At 72.8% G+C, this 5,472-nt stretch carries 5 protein-coding genes; 4 read left to right on the forward strand and 1 reads right to left on the reverse strand.

Translation table 11 applies throughout. From position 1 onward, the window contains the following. Window positions 1–3 precede the first annotated feature (3 nt). The 3 genes from FNQ90_RS11285 (at window position 4) to FNQ90_RS11295 (ending at window position 3,645) form a co-directional block, all read left to right on the forward strand. Entirely contained in the window at window positions 4–978 is a 975-nt protein-coding gene (locus FNQ90_RS11285) for a DUF1996 domain-containing protein (RefSeq protein WP_407699343.1), read from the forward strand. A 33-nt stretch (window positions 979–1,011) separates the two neighbouring features. Beyond that, window positions 1,012–1,728, forward strand: coding sequence for a DUF305 domain-containing protein (locus tag FNQ90_RS11290; protein ID WP_182606244.1), 717 nt, complete (start codon window positions 1,012–1,014; stop codon window positions 1,726–1,728). A 123-nt stretch (window positions 1,729–1,851) separates the two neighbouring features. After that, a complete protein-coding gene (locus FNQ90_RS11295; protein ID WP_182606245.1) occupies window positions 1,852–3,645 on the forward strand; it encodes a discoidin domain-containing protein in 1,794 nt (597 codons plus the stop codon). 130 nt (window positions 3,646–3,775) lie between these two features. Here FNQ90_RS11295 and FNQ90_RS11300 read toward each other — a convergent pair whose 3' ends face one another. Then, window positions 3,776–4,843: a LacI family DNA-binding transcriptional regulator gene (locus FNQ90_RS11300; protein WP_182606246.1), complete on the reverse strand. Its 1,068-nt coding sequence runs from the start codon at window positions 4,841–4,843 to the stop codon at window positions 3,776–3,778. A gap of 144 nt (window positions 4,844–4,987) precedes the next feature. Between FNQ90_RS11300 and FNQ90_RS11305 the strand changes: the two genes are divergently transcribed. Then, window positions 4,988–5,472, forward strand: a 485-nt coding sequence (locus tag FNQ90_RS11305) for a phosphatase PAP2 family protein (RefSeq protein ID WP_182606247.1), incomplete at its 3' end; no start/stop codon positions are given.

The following is a 5,472-nucleotide window of genomic DNA, read 5'->3' on the forward strand; positions in this document are numbered from 1 at the left end:
CCGATCAGGAGAATCATGTCCGACTCCCCCACCCCTCCCACCGGGACCGGCACCGCACCGGCCGGCGGAACCCCGGCGGGTCACGCGCGCCGGCGGCGACCCCGACCGCGCCACGCCGTACCGGCCGCCATCGTGGTCGCCGCCGCGCTGGGCGCCGGTCAGCTGATGACCGGCTCCTCCGGCGCGCAGGCGGACCCCGGCGCCGAGGTCGCCGCCGATGTGGTGCGCGTCGCCGAGTTCGTCGCCGAGTGCACCTTCAGCCACCGACTGCCGGACGACCCCATAGTCTTCCCCGACCTTCCCGGCGCCTCGCACATGCACAGTTTCTTCGGCAACACCTCGGTGGACGCCCACACCACCGTGGAGGACCTGCTGCGGGGTGAGAGCAACTGCGACCCCGTGGTCGACCTGTCCGGCTACTGGGTCCCGACCCTCTACGTGGACGGCGAGCCGGTCGAGCCGGCGACCGCGACCTTCTACTACCTCGGCGAGGGCGTGAACGAGAACGTCACCGCTGCCATCCAGCCGATGCCGCTGGGCCTGAAGATGCTCGCGGGCAACGCGGTGGCCACCTCCCCGGACGAGGCATCCTCCCGCTGGTCCTGCCTGCACGCGGGCCACGTGGAGCCCTCCAGGGACTTCGTGGAGTGCCCCCCGGACACCATGCTCGAGTCCTACCTGGACTTCCCGCAGTGCTGGGACGGCGTCAACCTGGACTCCGCCGACCACAAGAGCCACATGTCCTACCCGGTCGCGGGCCAGTGCCCGGAGAGCCACCCGGTGCCGGTGCCCAAGCTGCGCCAGGTGCTGCGCTACCCGGTCAACGGCGATCCCTCCCGCTTCGAACTGGCCTCGGGCCCCGGCTACACCATGCACGGGGACCTGTTCAACGCCTGGCCCGAGGACGAGATGGAGCGGCGGGTGCGCGACTGCATCAACCCGGTCATCAAGTGCGGCCCCGATGGCCGTCCCTCCTGATCGCACCGGGCGGGTGACCGGCGGGGGCGGCCGATGAGCGACGCCCGCCGGGACACGGCGCTCCGCCGGCCGACGCGGATGGTCCGTTCGTCCCTGATGGCCACGGTGATCGCGGTGTCGGCGCTCGTCGGGTGCGGGGGCTCCCCCTCGCCCGACGGGCGACCGGAGTCCGCGATCGTCGAGGGACACACGGCCGGGTCGGACGGTTCCCCGGCCACCCCCGCGTCCGGGGAAGCCGCCTCCCCCGCCCGGCTGACCGGGTCGGACCTGGCCTGGCTCCAGCTGATGATCCCCATGAACGACCGCATTCTGTTGCTCCTCGACCTGACCTCGACGGGCACGGACGACGAGGCACTCGCCTCCCTGGCCGACCGCCTGGCCACGAACCACCGTGCCGAGTTGGAGGACCTGCACGCCCTGCGCGAGGAGGCCGGTGTCCCCGACACCAATCCCCACGAGGGGCACCGCATGACCGGCATGGTCACCGACGACCAACTCGCCGAGGCGGCCGCCGAGCCGCCGAGCCGCTTCGACGCGACCGTCATCGACCTGCTGCGCGAACACCTGGAGCACTCCCGCACGGTCTCCGAGGGTCTCCTCGACGCCGGTTCCGACGAGGACGCGCTGGCCCTGGCCGCAACCCTGGTCGACCGCCGCGAGGAGCAACTCGCCGAGCTCACCGAACTCTTCTCGCCCACCGACGCCTCGGACATCACCGAGTCCCCCGCGTCGGACGCCCCGGAGGGCTGACAGCCCCCGCGGGCACTCCCCCACCGCGTCCGGGCCGGTCCCGTCACCGCACCGACCCGGCTGTCCATCGCTCATCCCGCACCATCCGCACCGCACGGCCTCACGAAAGGAACGGGACGAGACATGACACCCACCGTCGTCACACCACCGGGGCGCCGCAGAACCCCCCGAGGACGCCGGGTCCGCGTCCTCGCCGGAGGTGTCGCCCTGGTCGTGGCCGCGCTCGGCCTCGGCCCCCTGACCGCGACCGGTTCCGCCGCCGAGTCCACGCCGATCTCACAGGGCAAACCCGCCGTCGCCTCCTCCATCGAATCCGACGCCTTCCCCGCCTCCGCCGCCGTGGACGGTGACCGGGGCACCCGCTGGTCCAGTGCCTTCGCCGACGAGCAGTGGTTGCGCGTGGACCTCGGCGCCCCGGTGGAGGTCGGGCGGATCGTGCTCGACTGGGAGGCCGCGCACGCCTCCTCCTACGAGATCCAGCTCTCCGACGACGCGGAGAGATGGAACACTGTCCACGAGGCGAGGGAATCCGCCGGCGGGACGGAGACCCTGGAGGTGTCCGGCACCGGCCGGTACGTGCGGATGCGCGGTCTGGAGCGGGCCACGGAATACGGATTCTCCCTCTGGGAGTTCGAGGTGCACGCGGCCGGGGACAGCGGCACCGATCCGGCCCCCGTGCCGGACGACGAGGTGTTGCTGTCCCACGGCAGGTCCGGCACCGCCTCCTCCTCGCAGCACGACGGGAACTGTTGGGAGTGCGGTCCGGACAAGGCCTTCGACAGCGATCCGGCCAGCCGGTGGGCCACCGAGCCGGAGGTGGGATGGACCGACCCCGGGTGGATCGCCGTCGATCTCGGCGCCCCGGCCGAGATCAGCCGGGTCGTTCTGCAGTGGGACCCGGCCCACGCCCGCTCCCACGCGATCCAGCTCTCCGACGACGGCCGGGAGTGGCGCACCGTGTGGTCCACCACCGAGGGCCGCGGCCTGAAGGAGACCATCGACATCCCGGCGAGCGACAACATCGGGCGTCACGTGCGGATGTACGGCACCGAGCGGGCGGGCCCCCACGGCTACTCGTTGTGGGAGTTCTCGGTGTACGGCACCGGCGGGGACCCGATCGCGCCGCCGCCGCTGCCGCCGAACCCGGGAGAGCCCATGGAGCTGGTGTGGAGCGACGAGTTCGAGGGCCCGGCGGGCAGCGTCCCGGACCCGACCAAGTGGCGCTCGGACCCCGGCACGGGGCAGAACAACGAGTTGCAGTACTACACCGAGAGCGACAACGCGCTGCTGAACGGCGAGGGTCGGCTGGTGATCGAGGCGCGCCGGCAGGAGACACCGGGCACCACCTGTCCGGTGGACCCGCTCTCGGGCAGCACCACCTGCCAGTACACCTCGGGGCGGCTCAACACCCACGGCCTGCTCGACTTCACCTACGGGCGGGTCGAGGCCCGGATCAAGGTCTCCTCCACCCGTGGCCACTGGCCGGCCTTCTGGATGCTGGGCTCCTCGTTCTTCGAGGACGGGCGGCCGTGGCCGCATGTCGGGGAGATCGACATCATGGAGCACATCGGCTCCGAACCGAACGTCGTCCACTCCACCCTGCACGCCCCGGCGTACTTCGGCGGCAACGGGTACGGCTCGTCCTTCTCCCTGCCCGAGGGGCAGTCCTTCGGGGACGACTTCCACGTCTACGCGCTGGACTGGAACCGCGAGGGCATGGTCTTCACGGTGGACGACCGGGTGGTGCACACCGTGGACCGCGAGGAGTTGGAGGCCACGGTGGGACCGTGGGTCTTCGACGGGAGGTTCTTCCTCATCCTCAACAGCGCCGTCGGTGGGGACTGGCCCGGCCCGCCGGACTCCTCCACCGTCTTCCCGCAGCGGATGACGGTCGACTGGGTGCGCGTGTACCAATGACACCCGGCCGATGACACCCGTCCGGTGACCACCACCGGCCGGCGCCGGCCGGTGGTGGTCACCGGCTCCCGGGCCCCCGGGTGCCGGGGAGTGCGCCCTCCCCGGCACCCGGGTTCGCCGTGCCCGCTCCTCACCCGCTCTCGCGCACGACCAGCGTCGGGTGGAAGACCACCGAGGGCGGCGCGCCCTCTCCCGGGTTCGCCATCCGCCGCAGCAGTAGTCGGGCCATCTCCGCCGCCATCTCCTCGACCGGCTGACGCACCGTCGTGAGCGGTGGCTCGCAGGCGGACGCCACCGAGTTGTCGTCGAACCCGATCACCGCGACGTCCTCCGGTACCCGCCGGCCCAGGCGGTGCAGTGCCGCCAACACGCCGGAGGCCATCAGGTCGGAGGCGGCGAAGACGCCGTCCAGGTCGGGGTGTTCCCCGATCAGGCGCCGCATGCAGTGTTCCCCCGACTCCCGGGTGAAATCCCCTTCGGCGCAGGGCACCTCCGGCACGCCGGCCGCGGCCATCGCCGCCCGGAAACCGGCCAACCGCTCCTGCCCCGACGGCATGTCCGAGGGACCGGCGACGGTCACCACCCGTCGCCGCCCCTCGGCCAGCAGTCGGTCCGCGGCCAGCCGGGCGCCGGTGAACTGGTCGAGGTCCACGTAGGTGAGGGGTACCGGCACCGCCGGGCGGCCGGCGAGGACCACCGGCAGACCGGTCTGGACCAACCGGGCCGGGAGGGGATCGGCGGGGTGCGAGGAGATCAACACGACACCGTCCACGTACCCCCGTCGAAGATAGCCGGCCAACTGCTCGCGGGAGGCGGCGTCGTCGGCGAGCATCAGGCTCAGCTGGATACCCTTCGGGCGCAGGACGCCCAACAGGCCGGTCACCACACGGCCGAAGTAGGGATCGGTGAACATCCGGCCGACGAAGGGCCCGGTGACCTCCCGGTGCTCCCGTTCGGAGACCACCAGGGCCACGGAGTCCGTGCGGCGGGTCACCAGTGAGCGGGCCGCGCGGTTGGGCACGTACCCCGTCTCCGCGATGGCCCGCTCCACCCGGGCGCGCAACTCCGGGCCGACGGTGGGTTCGTCGTTGATCACACGGGAGACGGTGGCCCGGGACACCCCGGCGGCCCGCGCCACGTGTTCCAGGGTGACGGACCGACCGCCGGCGGAAGCGGAGTCGGGGGAGTGCGAGGTCATCCCGCCTTTATACCGGCCCGCTGGGACGCGCCGGGGACGGATTCCGTTCGGCCCGCGGGCGCCCGGGTAGGCTCGCCCACCGGCGGCCGGAGGTCGCCCGCGGTGGAACCGGACCCGTCCGTGGTCCGGCTGGAGGGAGCGCGGATGCGACACAGGATCTCGGAGCTCGACAAACGGCTCTTCGCCCGGGTGGCGGCCCGCCGCTCCCGCCCCGGTGACGTGGTGCTGCCCCGCCTGAGCCGGGCCGCGAACAACGGCAGACTCTGGATGGCGACCGCCGCCGGGATGGCCGCGCTGGGCGGCCACCGGTCCGGACGAGCGGCCCTGCGCGGCCTGGGGGCCATGGCCATCGCCTCCTTCACGGTGAACACCCTGGTGAAGGCCGGGGTGCGGCGGCAGCGGCCGACCATCGACGAGGTACCACTGGGCCGCCGGTTGAGCCGGCAGCCGCGCACCTGGTCGTTCCCCTCCGGCCACGCGGCCTCGGCCGCGGCGTTCGCGACCGGGGTGGCCCTGGAGTCCCCCCGGCACGCCGCCGCGGTGGCGCCGCTCGCCGCCGCGGTGGGGTTCTCGCGGGTGCACGTGGGCGTGCACTACCCGGGGGACGTGGTGGCGGGGTGGTTGTTGGG

Origin of the sequence: Streptomyces alkaliphilus (genome assembly GCF_014141535.1) — a bacterium.
Taxonomy (GTDB): domain Bacteria; phylum Actinomycetota; class Actinomycetes; order Streptomycetales; family Streptomycetaceae; genus Streptomyces; species Streptomyces alkaliphilus.

Bases quoted from the DNA above. Each gene is read 5' to 3' on its own strand.
- FNQ90_RS11290 (WP_182606244.1), top strand. From the start codon at position 1,012: ATGAGCGACGCCCGCCGGGACACGGCGCTCCGCCGGCCGACGCGGATG.
- FNQ90_RS11295 (WP_182606245.1), top strand. From the start codon at position 1,852: ATGACACCCACCGTCGTCACACCACCGGGGCGCCGCAGAACCCCCCGA.
- FNQ90_RS11300 (WP_182606246.1), bottom strand. From the start codon at position 4,843: ATGACCTCGCACTCCCCCGACTCCGCTTCCGCCGGCGGTCGGTCCGTC.